Annotated in this window: 17 protein-coding genes; 9 read left to right on the forward strand and 8 right to left on the reverse strand. The window is 70.1% G+C overall.

Features of this window, described 5'->3' with window-relative positions:
* Positions 1–3 precede the first annotated feature (3 nt).
* A complete protein-coding gene (pccA, locus tag DEQ67_RS10850) occupies positions 4–1803 on the forward strand; it encodes a propionyl-CoA carboxylase biotin carboxylase/biotin-carboxyl carrier subunit (RefSeq protein ID WP_115802914.1) in 1800 nt (599 codons plus the stop codon).
* Between the two features lie 68 nt (positions 1804–1871).
* Positions 1872–2876, forward strand: a complete 1005-nt coding sequence (locus DEQ67_RS10855) for a biotin--[acetyl-CoA-carboxylase] ligase (protein WP_115860821.1) — start codon at positions 1872–1874, stop codon at positions 2874–2876.
* Positions 2877–2915: 39 nt separating this feature from the next.
* Here the strand turns inward: DEQ67_RS10855 and DEQ67_RS10860 are convergent, their stop codons facing one another.
* The 4 genes from DEQ67_RS10860 to DEQ67_RS10875 form a co-directional block, all read right to left on the reverse strand.
* Positions 2916–3485 carry a universal stress protein gene (locus DEQ67_RS10860; protein WP_115860823.1) on the reverse strand — a complete coding sequence of 190 codons (570 nt, stop codon included), beginning with the start codon at positions 3483–3485 and terminating at the stop codon, positions 2916–2918.
* A gap of 153 nt (positions 3486–3638) precedes the next feature.
* Positions 3639–4652, reverse strand: a complete 1014-nt coding sequence (locus DEQ67_RS10865) for an amidohydrolase family protein (RefSeq protein WP_115802916.1) — start codon at positions 4650–4652, stop codon at positions 3639–3641.
* Positions 4653–4704: 52 nt separating this feature from the next.
* On the reverse strand, positions 4705–5928 hold the full coding sequence (locus tag DEQ67_RS10870) for an HD domain-containing protein (RefSeq protein ID WP_115860825.1): 1224 nt from the start codon (positions 5926–5928) through the stop codon (positions 4705–4707).
* A gap of 84 nt (positions 5929–6012) precedes the next feature.
* A complete protein-coding gene (locus DEQ67_RS10875) occupies positions 6013–7185 on the reverse strand; it encodes an HD domain-containing protein (protein ID WP_115860827.1) in 1173 nt (390 codons plus the stop codon).
* Positions 7186–7311: 126 nt separating this feature from the next.
* Here DEQ67_RS10875 and DEQ67_RS10880 point away from each other — a divergent pair, with 126 nt between their 5' ends.
* The 7 genes from DEQ67_RS10880 to DEQ67_RS10910 all read left to right on the forward strand — a co-directional run bounded on the left by DEQ67_RS10880 (position 7312) and on the right by DEQ67_RS10910 (position 12121).
* On the forward strand, positions 7312–7572 hold the full coding sequence (locus DEQ67_RS10880; protein ID WP_004062505.1) for a hypothetical protein: 261 nt from the start codon (positions 7312–7314) through the stop codon (positions 7570–7572).
* A 105-nt stretch (positions 7573–7677) separates the two neighbouring features.
* Positions 7678–8670, forward strand: a complete 993-nt coding sequence (gene cofD / locus DEQ67_RS10885) for a 2-phospho-L-lactate transferase (RefSeq protein WP_115860829.1) — start codon at positions 7678–7680, stop codon at positions 8668–8670.
* Positions 8670–9461: a tRNA-dihydrouridine synthase gene (locus DEQ67_RS10890; RefSeq protein WP_115802921.1), complete on the forward strand. Its 792-nt coding sequence runs from the start codon at positions 8670–8672 to the stop codon at positions 9459–9461. Before cofD ends, DEQ67_RS10890 begins: the two co-directional genes overlap by 1 nt.
* A complete protein-coding gene (locus DEQ67_RS10895) occupies positions 9461–10321 on the forward strand; it encodes a triphosphoribosyl-dephospho-CoA synthase (protein WP_006601420.1) in 861 nt (286 codons plus the stop codon). The genes DEQ67_RS10890 and DEQ67_RS10895 overlap by 1 nt, the downstream gene beginning before the upstream one ends.
* On the forward strand, positions 10318–11043 hold the full coding sequence (locus tag DEQ67_RS10900) for a DUF447 domain-containing protein (RefSeq protein ID WP_115860831.1): 726 nt from the start codon (positions 10318–10320) through the stop codon (positions 11041–11043). Before DEQ67_RS10895 ends, DEQ67_RS10900 begins: the two co-directional genes overlap by 4 nt.
* A 24-nt stretch (positions 11044–11067) precedes the next feature.
* Positions 11068–11256 (forward strand): 30S ribosomal protein S17e, encoded by a 189-nt coding sequence (locus DEQ67_RS10905; RefSeq protein ID WP_004042417.1) that lies wholly within the window; start codon positions 11068–11070, stop codon positions 11254–11256.
* A gap of 208 nt (positions 11257–11464) precedes the next feature.
* On the forward strand, positions 11465–12121 hold the full coding sequence (locus tag DEQ67_RS10910) for a glycerophosphodiester phosphodiesterase (RefSeq protein WP_115891477.1): 657 nt from the start codon (positions 11465–11467) through the stop codon (positions 12119–12121).
* 1 nt (position 12122) lies between these two features.
* Here DEQ67_RS10910 and DEQ67_RS10915 read toward each other — a convergent pair whose 3' ends face one another.
* The 4 genes from DEQ67_RS10915 to DEQ67_RS10930 all read right to left on the reverse strand — a co-directional run bounded on the left by DEQ67_RS10915 (position 12123) and on the right by DEQ67_RS10930 (position 15939).
* Positions 12123–12425 (reverse strand): hypothetical protein, encoded by a 303-nt coding sequence (locus tag DEQ67_RS10915; RefSeq protein ID WP_004062511.1) that lies wholly within the window; start codon positions 12423–12425, stop codon positions 12123–12125.
* 63 nt (positions 12426–12488) lie between these two features.
* A complete protein-coding gene (locus DEQ67_RS10920) occupies positions 12489–12758 on the reverse strand; it encodes a hypothetical protein (protein WP_004042408.1) in 270 nt (89 codons plus the stop codon).
* Positions 12755–14299 (reverse strand): acyl-CoA carboxylase subunit beta, encoded by a 1545-nt coding sequence (locus tag DEQ67_RS10925; RefSeq protein ID WP_004062513.1) that lies wholly within the window; start codon positions 14297–14299, stop codon positions 12755–12757. Before DEQ67_RS10925 ends, DEQ67_RS10920 begins: the two co-directional genes overlap by 4 nt.
* 221 nt (positions 14300–14520) lie before the next feature.
* A complete protein-coding gene (locus DEQ67_RS10930; protein WP_004062514.1) occupies positions 14521–15939 on the reverse strand; it encodes a sodium-dependent transporter in 1419 nt (472 codons plus the stop codon).
* Positions 15940–15959 lie beyond the last annotated feature (20 nt).

Consider the following 15959-nt stretch of genomic DNA (forward strand, 5'->3'; position numbering starts at 1 on the left):
CAAATGTTCAGCAAGGTTCTCGTCGCCAACCGAGGCGAGATCGCGGTGCGCGTCATGCGCGCCTGCGAGGAGCTCGGAGTCCGAACCGTCGCCGTCTACAGCGAGGCGGACAAACACGGCGGGCACGTGCGGTACGCCGACGAGGCGTACAACATCGGTCCCGCCCGCGCGGCCGATTCCTACCTCGACCACGAGTCGGTCATCGAGGCCGCGCGAAAGGCCGACGCCGACGCCATCCACCCCGGCTACGGCTTCCTCGCGGAGAACGCCACGTTCGCCCGGAAAGTCGAGGAGTCCGAGTTCACGTGGGTCGGCCCGTCGGCCGACGCGATGGAGCGCCTCGGCGAGAAGACGAAGGCCCGCGCGCTCATGCAGGACGCCGACGTGCCGGTCGTCCCCGGGACGACCGAGCCCGCCGACTCCGCCGCGGACGTGAAGGCCGTCGCCGACGAGTTCGGCTACCCGGTCGCCATCAAGGCCGAGGGCGGCGGCGGCGGCCGCGGCCTGAAGGTCGTCCACTCCGAGGACGAGGTCGACGAGCAGTTCGAGACGGCCAAGCGCGAGGGCGAGGCGTACTTCGATAACGCCTCCGTCTACGTCGAGAAATACCTCGAAGCGCCGCGCCACATCGAGGTGCAGATTCTCGCCGACGAGCACGGCAACGTCCGCCACCTCGGCGAGCGCGACTGCTCGCTCCAGCGCCGCCACCAGAAGGTCATCGAGGAGGCCCCGTCGCCGGCGCTGTCCGACGACCTCCGCGAGCGCATCGGCGAGGCCGCCCGCCGCGGCGTCCGCGCCGCCGACTACACCAACGCCGGCACCGTGGAGTTCCTCGTCGAAGACGGCGAGTTCTACTTCATGGAGGTCAACACGCGCATCCAGGTCGAACACACCGTCACCGAGGAAGTGACGGGCCTCGACGTGGTGAAGTGGCAACTGCGCGTCGCCGCCGGCGAGGAACTCGACTTCTCGCAGGACGACGTGGACATCGAGGGCCACTCGATGGAGTTCCGCATCAACGCCGAGGCCCCCGAAAAGGAGTTCGCGCCCGCGACGGGCACGCTCGCGACCTACGACCCGCCGGGCGGCATCGGCGTCCGCATGGACGACGCCGTCCGCCAGGGCGACGAAATCGGCGGCGACTACGACTCGATGATTGCCAAGCTCATCGTCACCGCCTCGGACCGCGAGGAGGTCCTCGCCCGCGCCGAGCGCGCGCTCGCCGAGTTCGACATCGAGGGGCTCCGCACGGTCATCCCGTTCCACCGCCTGATGCTCACCGACGAGGCGTTCCGCGAGGGGAGCCACACGACGAAGTACCTCGACGAGGTGCTCGACCCCGACCGCATCCAGGCCGCCGTCGAGCGCTGGTCGCCCGAGGCCGCCGCCGACGATGACGACGACGACGAGGTCACGGAACGCACCTTCACCGTCGAGGTCAACGGCAAGCGCTTCGAGGTCAGCCTCGAAGAGCGCGGTGCGCCCGCCATCCCGGTCGGTGACGCTTCGGCGGGCGGCTCGAACTCCTCCGGCCCGCGCAAGCGCCGCGACGACGGCGACGACGACTCCCAGCAGATTATCGAGGGCGACGGCGAGTCCGTCACCGCCGAGATGCAGGGGACCATCCTCTCCGTCGAAGTCGCGGAGGGCGACGAGGTCGAACCCGGCGACACCGTCTGCATCCTCGAAGCCATGAAGATGGAAAACGACGTGGTCGCCGAGCGCGGCGGCACCGTCTCGCAGGTGCTCGTCTCCGAGGGCGACAGCGTCGACATGGGCGACGTGCTGCTCGTCCTCGAATAGTCGGCTCGGAGCGTCGAACCCAACGCTGAACCGCGAACCTCTTTTCCCGTGCGCCGGTACCGACCACCATGAGCGACACGCGACGCACCCTCCTCGACGCACTCGCTGCGGGCCCCGTCTCCGGGCCCGACCTCGCTGACCGACTGGGCGTCTCCCGCGCCGCCGTCTGGAAGCACGTCGAAGCGCTCCGCGACGAGGGGTTCGGCGTCGAGAGCGCCGGCGACGGCTACGTCGTCACCGACGTGCCGGAGTACGGCGGCCCGGCAATCGAGTACGGCCTCGACGCCGACTACGACGTGGAGTTCCACGAGACGCTCGACTCCTCGAACGACCGCGCCCGCGACCTCGCCGCCGAGGGCGCGAGCGACGTGGTCGTCGTCGCCCGCCAGCAGACCGCCAGCAGAGGCAGGAAAAACCGGGAGTGGTCCGCGCCCGACGGCGGCGTCTGGCTGAGTCTGCTCGTCCGCCCGGACGAACCGCCGGCGTACGCCCCGCTGTACACGCTGGCGATGGCCGTCGCCGTCTGCGACGCGGCGCGCGAGGCCGGGGTTGACGCGAAAATCAAGTGGCCGAACGACGTTATCGTGAGCGAAGCGAGCGGAGGTTCACCGGCTCACGCCGGTGACCGTTCGACCGACGCCGACGCGCCCGCCGACCGCGGCTACCGAAAGCTCTGCGGCATCCTCACCGAGATGGAGGGCGAGGCCGACCGCGTCTCGTGGCTCGTCATCGGCCCCGGAGTCAACGTCAACCTCGACCCCGCGGAGCTCCCCGAGGGCGCGACGAGCGTCGCCGCCGAGGCCGGCCCCGTCGAGCGTCGCGTGTTCGTCCAGCGGGTGCTCGAACGCTTCGACGAACTGCGCGGCGACCTCGGCGCCGTCCTCCCCGCGTGGCGCGAGCGGGCTGACACGCTCGGCAGGCGGGTCCGCGTCCACACCGCGAGCGGCGTCATCGAGGGCGACGCCGTCGATATCGAACACCCCGGCACGCTCGTCGTCAGCACCGACGCGGGCGAAAAACGAGTCCACGCCGGCGACTGCGAACACCTGCGCCCGGCCGACGACGGGCGCTGAATCCGCGACCGAACCTGCACCGCTGTTTCTGCTGTTCCGCTACTCTCCGCCGTCGGCGGTCGCCGTCGAATCGGCGGGCGCGTCCGCCTCCGCCTCTGCGGGCGAATCGATGGGCGTCTCCGGCGCAGCGTCGTCCGGCACCTCGACGGCGTGCTCGTCCGCGTCGTCGCCGCCCTCGATGCGGACGGTCAGGACGGGAACTTTCGACGCGCGGACGACCTTTTCTGCGACCGAGCCGAGGAGGAAGCGGTCGATGCCGCCGCGCCCGTGGGTCCCCATCACGATGAGGTCGCACTCGCCGCGCTCGGCGAACTCGACGATTTCGCGGCTCGGCGTCCCTTCGAGGACGTGCGTCTCGACGGGGACGCCCTGCGACTCGGCCGCGCGCTCGACTTTGTCGAGCGCCGATTCGGCGTCGGCGCGAAGCATGTCGTCGAGCCCCTCCCACGACGATTCCATCGGGAGCCCCGCGAAGCTCCCCGCGTTCACCACGTACACACCGTGGAGTTCCGCACCGTGGACGGCCGCTAACGCCGCCGCGTGGACCGCGACGCGCTCGGAGCCGGCGGAACCGTCGATGGGAACGATGATTCGGTCGTACAACACCATGACACTTGATAACATATTCTCGGGGTCGGTAATAACCCTTTGCTACGGGAGGAGTACTGCGAGAATAGGTCGGCGTTCGTGAGCGTTTCGCGGCCCAACGGCCGACGGTCGCGGGTCGGCGGTCGCGAGCCGGCGATGCGTCCGCCGCCCGACTCAGAGATACACGTCTTTCACGTCCGCCTGTCCGGCGCGGCGGACGACGGCGCGGACCACGTCCTCGACGCCCGCGAGGTTGTCCGTGTCGCCGTCGAGGACCAGCAGCTTGGCGTCGCGCCCCTCCTCGACGAGGCCGTAGTTCAGCCCGGCGATGTCGGCCCCGTTGACGGTCGCCATGCGGAGGACCTCGGCGGCGGAAACGTCCGCCAGCTTGGAGGTGAACTCCATCTCGCGGAACATCGAGGGGCTGTTGAGCATCACGTTGTCCGTGCCGAGCGCGACGGTGGTGCGGTCGACCAGTTCGCGAATCGGCGCGACGCCCGCGTCGGTGACGAGGTTCGACCGCGGGCAGATGACGATGGGAATCTCGCTGTCCTCGACGCGCTCGAGGTGGAGCGCCTCGGGGTGGACCATGTGGACGAGGAAGTCCGGGTCGAGGTCCAGCGCGGCGTTGATGTCGTGGGCGTCGCGCTCGCCCGCGTGGATGCCGAACAGCTTTCCGGCGGCCTCGGTCGCGTTCCGAAGCGCGCCGAACTCGCCGTCCCGCGCGCCCGACGCGCCGAAGCCGTCTGCGATTTCCATCGCGTCCGCCGTCTCGCGCCCGAAAACGACCGCCTCGATGTCGCGGCCGTCGAGCGCCCGCCGGATGACGTCGACGCCCTCGACGCCGCCCTCGCGGAACTCCAGACAGGCCGCCGTCCCGCCGGCCTCCATCATGCGGAGCGACCGGTGCATCGCGGCGGCTTTCTCCTCGGTGCTGGCCGCGCGGAGGAGCCGGTGTTTCAGCCCGTCCGGCGGCGCGACGAGGTCGTCGAGCGACAGCCCCTCGCCGGCCTCCTTGGCGATGGAGTCACCGAGGTGGGTGTGGGCGTTGACGAACGCGGGGAGGATGATGTCCGTCGACTCGGTCGCCGTCTCCTCGACTGCGGTTATCGTGCCCTCTTCGACGACGACCCGCCCCTCGACCGGGTCGAAGTCGCGGCCGCGGAGTATCGTACCCTCGAGTTGCATCGCTCTCGACTGCGTCTCGGCGGTGCTTGAACCTCCCGTCTCGGGACGGCGGCTACTCGAACTCGTCGAGCGTCGCGTTGAGGCCGCTTCTGACCTCGGCGACGAGCGCGCCGTCCGCGTCGAGGCCGAGCACGTCGGCGGCCGCGCGGCCGACGCGCTCCGTCTCCTCGCGCGGGGCGTAGACGCCGAGTCGCCACTGCTGTTCCTGTGCGGTCCGGAGCGCCTGCACGAGCGGCGACTCGCGCTCCAACTGCCGCATCTCGCCGTTGACCATCACCCGCGACGACGACTCGGTCATCGACGGGCGCGAGGGCACGTCGAGGATGACCGACTCGGGCGACACGTCGGCGGCGGCGGCGATGTCCCGCTCGAACGCCGCGAGCGCGTCGTGTTCGGCGTCGATAATCGAGTCGGGGACGTTCGGCAGCTCCGCCCAGACGGCCCGCTTGTAGAGGTCGCGGGTGGCCAGCCGCTTGGCGAAGGCGCTCGTCGAGTCGGTGAGGCGGAGCGCGACGAGCAGGTCGGGGTCGTCCATCCGGCGAAGCTCCTCGGCGTCGATGTCGGGCTCGTCGAGCAGTCGCTCCGACGCGCGACGGAGCATCGCCTTCGAGATGCGCGCGACGTGGTGCTGGTAGACGGTCGGGTTCATGAGCGCGCGGGCGAGAAGCAGCGACTCGGCGGTCTGAACGTTCCCCTCCGCGAGGACCAACTCGCCGTCGACGAACGTCAGCTCTCGAATCAGGCGCTCGTGGTCGATAGTGCCGTAGGGGACGCCGGTGTGGTGGGCGTCGCGGACGAGGTAGTCCATCCGGTCGACGTCCAACTCCCCGGAGACGAGTTGACCGAACTCGCCGTCGCCCTCGACCAAGGCGGCGACGCGTTCGGGGTCCAGCCCCTCGTCCTCCAGCGTCTCACCGACGGTCCCGCGGGCGACGAGTCCCTCCACGTCGTCGTGGTACTTGCCGGTGTGGCGATGGGTCACGTCCTCGATGTTGTGGCTGTACGGGCCGTGGCCGACGTCGTGGAGGAGCGCCGCGGCCTCGACGTGGGCGGCGGCGTCGCCCTCGATGCCGAGATGCGAGAGGGCGCGGGAGGCGAGGTGGTAGACGCCGAGGCTGTGTTCGAACCGCGTGTGGTTCGCGGAAGGGTAGACCAGCTGGACGGTTCCCAACTGCTTGATGTGCCGGAGGCGCTGCATCTCCGGCGTATCGAGGAGGGCTTCGGCCGCGCCCTCGACCTCGATGTGGTCGTGGACGCTGTCCTTGATGGTCGTCATTGTGGGTGAATCGGCCGCCATCGGTGAAAAAGGGTCGGTGGGGTAGAGTGGGGTGGGCTGGGGTGGGGCGGTATGCCTCCGCTCTCAGGCGGGCGTCGTCACGCGAACCGGAAGTCCGAGGGCGTCCACGGCGGCCGCGGCCACCTCGTCGCGGACTGCTTCGGGCGCGTAGACGCCGAGTCGCCACTGCGTCCGCTCGGCCGACCGGAGCGCGCCCACGAGTTCGGAGGCGTCTTCGAGGCGTCGGACGACGCCGTTGACGACGACGCGCGACCGGGACTCCTTGATTCGCGGCCGCGACGGGGCGTCCACGATGACCGACTCGGGCGGCACGTCGGCGGCGTCGGCGATGTCCCGCTCGGCCGCCCGCGTCCCCTCGAAACCGAGTTCGACCACGTCGGTCGGCACGGCGTCGATTGGTGCCCAGACGGCCCGCTTGTAGAGGTCGCGGCGCTCGATTCGGCGGCCGAGGTCGGGCACGCGCTCGCCGAGGGCGACGAGCAGGTCGTGGTCGGCCATCCGGACGAACTCCTCGATGGGCACGCCGTCGTCGACGAGGCGCTCGGAGGCGCGTTCGAGCATCGCGCCCGCGATGCGGGAGACGTGGTGGCGGTAGACGGTCGCGTTCATCAGCGCCCGGGCGAGAAGCAGGGATTCCGCCGTCTGGACGTTCCCCTCGGCCAACACGAGTTCGCCGTCCCGGTACCGGAGTTCGCGGACGAGGCGGCCGTGGTCGATAGTGCCGTAGGGGACGCCGGTGTGGTGGGCGTCGCGGACGAGGTAGTCCATCCGGTCGACGTCCAACTCCCCGGAGACCAACTGCCCGAGGCCGCCCGCGCCGTCGACCACGTCGGCGACGCGGTCCGGGTCGAGACCGTGGTCGGTCAGCACGTCTCCGACCGCGGTCCCGTCGAGCAGGTGGTGAATCTCGTCGTGGTCGCGGCCGGTCCGCCGGCGGATGAGGTCCTCGGTCTGGTGGCCGTAGGGGCCGTGGCCGATGTCGTGGAGGAGCGCGGCGGCGCGGACGTGGGCGGCGCGGTCGCCGTCGACGCCGAGATGCGAGAGGGCGCGGGAGGCGAGGTGGTAGACGCCGAGGCTGTGTTCGAACCGCGTGTGGCTCGCGGAGGGGTAGACGAGTCGAACCGTCGAGAGCTGTTTGATGTGTCGAAGCCGCTGGAACGCGGGCGTATCGACCAGTTCGGCGGCCACGGGGTCGAGCGAGATGTAGTCGTGGACGCTGTCCTTGACGGCGGTCATAGCGGGTGTTGTGCGAGAGGCATCAAATAGCCGAGCATTCGCGTCGTCGGAGGGTCGAAAGGCGGGGACGACTCGGAAGCCGCTGCGCCCACAAACCGTTTCACGCAGGGGCGACGATGCGGGACTATGAGTCTCCGCTCGGCCCTCGGAAGCGCCCTCGGTTACGCTCTTCTCGGCCTCGCGTGCCTGTTCGTGGTCTTCGCGGGGTACTGGGCCGCCGTGAGCGCCCTGACCGGCGCGACCGCCGGGCGCGCGATGTTCGTCGTCTTCGGCCTCGGCGCGGCCGTGACGACCGGTTTTTTCGGCTACTTCGTCAGGAAGGCGGTCGCCGGACAGGTGATGCCGTCGGAGTTCGACGTGTCGGTGGCCTATCGCGGCGGTCGCTGACGAGGGTTTCGCCGGTCTCCGCGGCCGTCCCGCGCTCGTCGTCCGCGACCGGCCGGCGTCTCCGGTGAAGGAACTTTCAAACGGGCACTCGCCGTACGGCGCACCATGATTACGTTTCTCGCCGGGGGGACGGGCACCCCCAAACTCCTCGACGGGGCCGCCGGGGTGTTCGACCCCGCCGAGACGACCGTCGTCGCCAACACCGGCGACGACGTGGAACTCGGCGGCCACCTCGTCTGTCCCGACGTGGACACCGTCCTCTTCGCCGGCGGTGGCGTCCTCGACACCGACCGCTGGTGGGGAATCGCCGGCGACACCACCGCGACCGACGACGAACTCCACCGCCTCGCCGACGCGGCCGGCCTCGAATCCGGCCCGCGATACCTCCCCGAGTCGGCCCAGACGGCCGGCCGCGACATCGCCCGCTGGCGGCGCTTCTCCGGCGTCGCGGCGTTCATGGAAATCGGCGACCGCGACCGCGCGGTCCACATCACCCGCACCTCGCTGCTCGACGAGGGCGACACACTCACCGAAGTCACTCAGACCCTCGCCGCCGCCTTCGACCTCGACGTGTCGCTCCTTCCGATGAGCGACGACCCCGTGGCCACCCTGATTCACACCGACGAGGGGACGATGCACTTCCAAGAGTACTGGGTCCACCGCCGCGCCGACCCCGCCGTCCGCGACGTGGAGTTCCGCGGCGCTGACGACGCCACAATCACCGACGCGGTCGCCGACGCCCTCGAAGAGCCCGTCGTCGTCGGCCCTTCGAACCCCGTCACGAGCATCGGGCCGATGCTCGCCATCGACGGCTTCGCGGACGCCCTCGACGACACGCCGGTCGTCGCCGTCTCGCCGTTCGTGGAGGACACCGTGTTCTCCGGCCCCGCCGCGGACCTCATGGCGGGCGTCGGCTACGAGCCGTCGACTGCGGGCGTCGCCGCGGCCTACCCCTTCGCCGACGCGTTCGTCCTCGACACGGACGACGGGACCGACCTCGACCGCCCGGTCGTCAGGACCGACACCCGAATCGACGGTCCCGACGACGCCGAGCGCGTCGCCCGCGCCGTTTCCGAGGCGCTCGCGGAGGTGTCGTGATGTTCGCCCCGCGGGTCGCCGTTGCGAGCCTCAGCGGCGAGTCCGACGCCGCGTGGGCCGACGCCGCGGTCCCCCACGTCGGCGCGGCGTTTCTCGGCGGCGTCGCCCTCGACGAGCCCGCACAGGCGGCGGCCCGCGACCTCGTCGCCCGCGGACGCTCGGAGTTCCTCGCCGACGACCCGGTCGGCTTCGTCGCCGCCCAACTGGATTCCCTCGACGAGTTCGGCGGGGAAGACCGGTTCGTCGCCGTCAACGTCAGAGCGACCTCGCCCGACCCGATTCGGGCGGTCGCCGCCGTCTGCGCCGACCGCGGCGCGGGCGTGGAGATAAACGCCCACTGCCGACAGGACGAACTCTGCGCCGTCGGCTGCGGCGAGACGCTCCTGCGAGATTCCGACCGGCTGGCCGCGTACGTCGCCGCGGCCGCCGAGTCGGGCGCATCCGTCGGCGCGAAAGTCCGCGCCGAAATCGACGGCGTTGACCTCCCGAATCTCGCGGCCACCCTCGCCGACGCGGGGGCCGACTGGCTCCACGTCGACGCGATGGACTCCGAGGCCGTGATTGCCGACGTGGCCGCCGCCGCGCCCGACCTCTTTCTCGTCGCCAACAACGGCGTCCGCGGCCGCGAGACGGCGACCGAGTACCTCGACTACGGGGCCGACGCCGTGAGCGTCGGGCGGCCGAGCGACAATCCGCGGGTCCTCTGCCGGGTCCGAACCGCCGTGGACGACTGGTTCGCCGGCCGCGAGGACGCCGCCGAGTCGGGCGACGAAAGCGAGGTGTCCGCCTGATGGTCGCGCCCGTCTCCGACCGCGGGTTCGGCCCCGCGCGGCACGCCGAACTCGCGCTCCTGCTCGAAGTCGCCGGGACGCCCAAACCGGGGAACGTCGACCGCCGACGCGACCTCTCGGACCTGCACTTCGAACAGTTCCTGACCGGGGCGGTCGGCTCCGCGGCCGGCCTCGAACTGGCCGAATCGGGCGCGCCGGTCGGCGAGGCGTTCGAGGAGGCGGTCGCCGGCATGAGCCGACAGGGCGGCGGCAACACCCAGTTCGGCTGTCTCCTGCTTCTCGTCCCGCTCGTCCGGGCGGCGGCCGACGACGACCGCGACCTCTCGCCCGCCGGCGCGACCGCCGTGGTCGAATCGACCACCGTCGCCGACGCGGTCGGGTTCTACCGCGCGTTCGAACACGTCGACGTGGCCGTCGGCGACGTGCCCGACGACGCCCCGGACCTCGACGTTCGGCGCGGCGGCGACGCGGCGGACGCGCTCCGAGACCGCGGATGCACGCTGTACGACGTGATGGGCCTGAGCGCCGAGCGCGACGCCAACGCCCGCGAGTGGACCGGCGGCTTCGCCCGAACGTTCCGCGCGGCCGAGACCATCCTCGATGACGACGGCCCCGTCACCGACCGCGTCGCCCGCGCGTTTCTCGACCTCCTCGCGGAGGAGCCGGACACGCTCGTCGCCACGAACCACGGCGAAGCCGTCGCCCGCGACGTGATGGCCCGCGCGGCCGACGTCTCCGACCTCGACGAGGCCGAGGAGCTGGCCGAGGCGTTCGTCGCCGAAGGAATCAACCCCGGGACGACCGCCGACATCGTCTGCGCGGCGACGTTCGTCGCGCTGGAGCGGGGGGTGCCGCTGTGAGCGACGAGCGCGAGCCCGAATCCGAACCGGAATCCGCGACCGACTGGCCGGTCGAACTCCGCGGCGTCACCGAGACGGTCGTCGCCACGCTCGGGCCGAACGACCGGTGGAACTTCGCGGCGCTCGGCGTCCACGCGCCGGCGGCCGGCGGCGATGGCGACGGCGCGTCTTCCGGGTCGTCCGGGTCGTCCGGGTCGTCCGGGTCGTCCGGGTCGTCCGGGTCGCATCTCCCCGCCACCGCCACGACGTGGGGCAACACCCGAACTCGCCGGAACTTCCACCGGCAGGGCGGCGGCGTCGTCCAGTTCGTCTCCGACCCGCGGGCGTTCGTCGAGGCCGCGATGACTATCTACGAGCGTGACTCGCCGGTCCTCGACTCGGCGGACGCGTGGGCCGAAGTCGAGGCGACGCCGGTCGATTCGGGCGAGGACGGCGGGACCGAGTGGGAATCGTGGGAGCTCCGGCCCGTCGATGCCGCGGTCGAGCGGACCCGGCCGTTCACCATCAACCGCGGCTTCGGCGCGGTCATCGACGCGACGGTTGCGGCCTCGCGGCTCGACGTGCCCGCCTTCGACACCGACGACCTGTTGGCCCGACTCGACTACTTCGCCGAGACGGTCGAGAAATGCGGCGGGAAACGAGAGCGCGAGGCGTTCGCGCGAATCGACGAGTTGACGGGCTGGCGCGAGCGGGCGGCCGCGAGACGGAACGAATCGTTTTAGTGTTCGTCCGGGGAATCTTCCGACATGGCAATCAAGCCCAAGTACGTCAAGCAGCTTGGTAACATCCTGCTGGAGCGATACCCGCAGGCGTTCAACACGGACTTCGAGACGAACAAGGACAGCGTCGAGGAACTGACCACGGTCGAGTCGAAGGGCGTCCGCAACCGCATCGCCGGCTACATCACGCGCAAGAAGGGCGGCCAGGGCGCGTAAGTTCGAGTCAGTCGATTCTCTCTGCGAACACATCTTCTCCAGCCCGCGCGGAGCGGCCGCGCCGGTTCGTGCGCGACGAGCGCGTGCGACGGGCGCGCGACCCCCGCGCGGCTCGGTCCCCAGTCCACTATACCCGAACGAACCGCTCCCGAGCGCTTTCGACCGGTCCGGAGGAAGCGTTTAGGCCGCCCTCCCGCGACGTACCGACATGCGCGTCATCGGTCACCGCGGCTGTCCCGTCCTCGCCCCCGAGAACACGCTCGCCGCCTTCGACGCGGCCGCGACGCGACTCGACTGGGTCGAACTCGACGTTCGACGCTGCGGCTCCGGCGAACTCGTCGTCTTCCACGACGAGACGCTCGACCGCGTGACCGGCGCGCCCGGCCGCGTCGCCGAGGCGACTCTCGCGGAGTTGCAGGCACTCACAATCGACGACTCCGACGAGTCGATTCCGACGCTCGCCGCGGTGTTCGACGCCCTGCCGGACCGCGTTTCGGTCAACGTCGAACTGAAAGAACGCGGCCTCGTAGACGACCTCGCCGCCGTCGTCGGCGGCGCGGAACACGAGATACTCGTCTCGTCGTTCGACGCCGAGGCGCTCCGCGAGGTGCGCGAGGCGACCGCGCTCCCGGTCGCGTTCCTCTTCGCGTCCGACTGGGCGGAGTCGCTGTCGATCGCCGCCGACCTCGACTGCGCGGCCGTCCACCCGCACTACGACCTGCTCTCGTCGGCGCGGGTCGAGGAGGCGCACGACCGCGGCTTCGAGGTCAACGCGTGGACGGTCCCCGACCGCGAGATAGTTCGGCGGCTCCGGGAGTGCGGCGTCGACGGCGTCGTCGTCGACGACCCGGCGCTCGCGGAGTGAGCTACCGAGACCGAGCGCCGCCGCGGAACGCCTGAAACGCCGTCTGGTCCCGTCGCACGCCGAGTGCGAACGAGACGAGCGCGACGACGACGCAGACACCGACAACGGCGGTCGGGAGAACCCCGTCCGGGAGGTAGCCGTTCGCCGTCCCGAGTTCGACGCAGGTCCCGGCGAAGACGGCGGCGAGCGCCGCGGAGACGAAGTCGGGTTCCCCCTCGTCGGCGTAGTGTGCCGCGACAGCGACGGCGGCGAAGCCGGCGAGAACGGCGTTGAGAAACAGCCAGCCGAGCGCGGTTTGGACCATGTTGGCCCGGTTGACGTCGGACGAGAATGTGAATGTTCTGTCGTAAATCCGCAGGCCCCCGATTCAGAACCGGTCGACGCGGCCCGAGGCGGCCCACGCGTCGGTCGGCGCGCCGGAGGGGACGCGGTGGCCACAGCCCGTGACCGATTCGAGACGGCCGGCGTACCGCCAGCGCTCCTCGTTCCACGTCTCCTCGCCGTCCCCTGCGGCCGCGGCGGCCGCGGCGACCGACTGGTCGTGGAGGTGCGCGCCGACGGCGGCGGCGATGGCCGCGGCCTCCTCGGCGTCGGCGTCGTCCGGAATCGACAGCCCCGACAGCAGTTCGCCGCTCATAGCGGGATATTGCCGTGTTTCTTGTCGGGTTGGGACTTGCGCTTGGAGTTCAGCATCCGGAGGTCGGAGATGAGGCGCTCGCGGGTCTCGCCGGGTTCGATAACGTCGTCGATGAAGCCGCGGTCCGCGGCGGTGTAGGGGTTGGCGAACTCCTCGCGGTACTCCTCGATGAGTTCGTCGCGGCGGGCGTCGGGGTCGTCCGCGGCCTCGAGTTCGTCGCGGTAGAGGATGTTGACCGCGCCCTGCGGGCCCATCACGGCGATTTCGGCGGTCGGCCACGCGTAGTTCACGTCCGCGCCGAGGTGCTTCGAGGCCATCACGTCGTACGCGCCGCCGTAGGCCTTGCGCGTGATGACGGTCATGAGGGGGACCGTCGCCTCGGAGTAGGCGTACAGGAGTTTCGCGCCGTGGCGGATGATGCCGTTGTGCTCCTGGTCCGTGCCGGGCAGGAAGCCGGGCACGTCCACGAACGAGAGGATGGGGATGTTGAACGAGTCGCAAAAGCGGATGAAGCGCGCGCCCTTCTCCGATGCCTCGATGTTGAGGGTACCGGCGTTCACGCGGGGCTGGTTGGCGACGATGCCGACCGAGTGACCGTCGAGGCGACCGAAGCCGACGACGATGTTCTTGGCGAAGTCCTCCTGGACGCCGAAGAAGGAGCCCTCGTCGAGGACGCCGTCGAGCACGTCGTGGATGTCGTAGGGCTTGCGCGGCTGGTCGGGCACGACTCCGGCGAGGTCGTCGTCGACGCGCTCGGGGTCGTCCCACGGCTCGACGCGCGGCGGGTCCTCGACGTTGTTCTGCGGGAGGTACGAAAGCAGGTGGCGGATGTCGTCGAGCGCCTGCTCTTCGGTGTCGGTGGCGAAGTGGGCGACCCCGCTCGTCGAGGTGTGGGTCGTCGCGCCGCCGAGTTCGTCGAAGGTGACCTCCTCGCCCGTGACCGTCTTGATGACGTCCGGGCCGGTGATGAACATGTGGCTCGTGTCGCGGACCATGAAGGTGAAGTCCGTCAGCGCGGGGGAGTACACCGCGCCGCCCGCGCAGGGGCCCATGATGGCCGAAATCTGCGGGATGACGCCCGACGCCTCGGTGTTTCGGCGGAAGATTTCGCCGAAGCCGCCGAGCGACTGGACGCCCTCCTGAATCCGCGCGCCGGCGGAGTCGTTGAGGCCGACGACGGGCGCGCCGACCTCCATCGCCTTGTCCATCACCTTACAGACCTTCTCGGCGAACACCTCACCGAGCGAGCCGCCGAAAACGGTGAAGTCGTGGGCGAAGACGAAGACGGTTCGACCGTCAACCTCGCCGTAGCCGGTGATGACGCCGTCGCCGGGGAGCTTCGTCTCCTCCATCCCGAACTTGTGGTTGCGGTGGGTTCGGAACTGGTCGAACTCCCGGAAGGTGCCGTCGTCGAGGAAGTAGTCGATGCGCTCGCGGGCGGTCATCTTGCCCTTGTCGTGCTGCGAGGCGATTCGGTCCTCGCCGCCGCCCTTCAGGGCTTTCTCGCGCTTCTCGCGGAGTTCGTCGATCCGGTCTTCCATCGTCATGCCAGACCACCTTCGCTCATTGACTCGTCGGTCCGCAGTCCTCGGTCAAAGGAGTTCCGCAATCCGGCAACCCTTACTTCGACAGTTGTCGAATAATAGGTGGAACAATCATCATGGTTGGTGGCGCGAACGCGGGTCGCTTCTCGGAACGGGTCGGCGGAAAACGAAGGGTTCGGAGGCGAGTTATCGCCCGAATGCGGCGGGCTGGTCGCCGGTTAGACGACCGAATCGGGCTGTCGAAGGCCGAAGAAGGCGGCGGCGGACCCGACGACGGCGACGCCGACGGTCGGCCAGAAGCCGATGGTCGTGTCCACGCCGAAGTGCGTGAGGAGCGTGAAGACGAGGAACAGCGGGAGGACGACGCCGACGGCGAAGAGCCACGGCGTGCCGAGGGACTTCGAGAACTCGCCCGCGCCGGCGGCGAACTCTTCGAGCGCCTCGCGGCCCATGACCCAGCCGACGAACAGGAGGAACGCCGCGAGCCCGGCGGTCAGGAGGACGTTCACGAGCGGCCCGGCGACGAAGCCGAAGATGCCCGGGTTGAACGCGCAGACGCCCCCGGTGACGGCGACGAACGCGGTCATCCCGGAAACGGCGCGTCGGCGTGAGACGCCGTACTCGTCGACGAGGAACGCGACGGGGATTTCGAGCATGCTGATGGAACTCGACAGCGCCGCGAGCGTCACGACGCCGAAGAACGCGGTGGCGATGAGCGTCCCCGCGGGGAGTTGCGAGAACGCCCCGGCGAGACCGACGAACAGCGCGCCCGGCCCGGTGCCGGTCTCGGTCGGGTTGATTCCCTGCGAGAACAGAAGCGGGAAGACGACGAGGCCGGTGATGACGCCGACGCTCGTGTTGAGGACCGCGATGGCGCTCCCGTCGAAGGGAAGCGAGCGGTCCTCACCGAGGTACGAGGAGTACGTTATCATCGTGCCCGCGCCGAGCGAGAGGGTAAACAGCGCCTGTCCGGCGGCGGGACCGAGAATGGCGAAGAAGTTCTCGGTGATGACCGAGGGGTCGAATCGGAGGAAGAAGGCGTAGCCCGCGGCCGCGTTGGGCTGGGTCGCGGCCCAGCCGGCGAGGCCGACGAGGAGCACGAGCACGGCGGGCATCATGACTTTCGTGCCGAGTTCGATGCCCTTGCGGACGCCCGCGAAGACGATGAGCGCGGTCAAACCGAGGAACAGGAGGTGGTAGAGCGCCGCGTCGACGCCGGCGGAGACGCCGCCGAAGTACTGCCCCGGATTCGTGAAGTACGCGGGGTTGCCGCCGGCGAGCGCGGCCGCGCTTTCGAGGAGATAGCGGATAATCCACCCGCCGACGACGCTGTAAAACGAGAGCAGCGAGATGCCGGTGACGACCGAGAACGCGCCGACGATACCCCATTTTTTCGACCCGGAGAGGTCACGGAGCGCGCCGACCGGCGACTTCTTCGCGCGGCGGCCGATGACGAACTCGCCGAGCAGTCCGGGGACGCCGACGAGGAGGACGATGCCGAGATATACGACGAGGAACGCGCTGCCGCCGTTTTCGGCGGTCTGCCACGGGAACCGCCAGATGTTCCCGAGGCCGACCGCGCTGCCGACGGCCGCGAGGATGAACCCGAGCCGTGTTGCCCATGTTTCTCGTGTCATTGCCACCCATTGACAGCCCA

It is taken from the genome of Haloferax sp. Atlit-48N (assembly GCF_003383015.2).
GTDB lineage: Archaea > Halobacteriota > Halobacteria > Halobacteriales > Haloferacaceae > Haloferax > Haloferax volcanii.